This window comes from Achromobacter sp. Marseille-Q0513 (genome assembly GCF_018195695.1).
Lineage (GTDB): Bacteria > Pseudomonadota > Gammaproteobacteria > Burkholderiales > Burkholderiaceae_B > Achromobacter.
The window spans coordinates 1-357 of the sequence record NZ_JAGTJY010000625.1 but is presented as its reverse complement, the minus strand read 5'-3'; the positions used below and the strand labels follow the sequence as shown (position 1 = coordinate 357).

The 357-nt window shown below is 64.7% G+C and carries 1 protein-coding gene; it reads left to right on the top strand.

Features of this window, described 5'->3' with window-relative positions; all coding sequences use genetic code 11:
- Window positions 1–20 precede the first annotated feature (20 nt).
- On the top strand, window positions 21–357 hold a 337-nt coding region (locus tag KDH83_RS32045; protein WP_212323240.1), incomplete at its 3' end, for an aminotransferase class V-fold PLP-dependent enzyme.

Here is a 357-nt window from a genome sequence, read left to right as displayed (position 1 = left end):
AGCTACTTGTGTGAGCTTAAATGACTCCCCACATGCCCATCTATCTGGATCACGGAGCCACCACGCCGGTGGACCCGCGCGTTGTGCAGGCCATGCTGCCCTGGCTGTGCGAGAGCTACGGCAATCCTGCATCGCGCACGCATGCCTGGGGCTGGCAGGCCGAGGAGGCCGTCGAACTGGCTCGCGCCCAGGTCGCTGATCTGGTCGGGGCGGATCCGCGCGAGATCGTGTGGACCTCGGGCGCCACCGAGTCGGACAACCTGGCGATCAAGGGAGCGGCACAGTTCTATCGCGGCAGGGGCATGCACCTGATCACGGTGAAGACGGAACACAAGGCTGTTCTGGACACCATGCGCG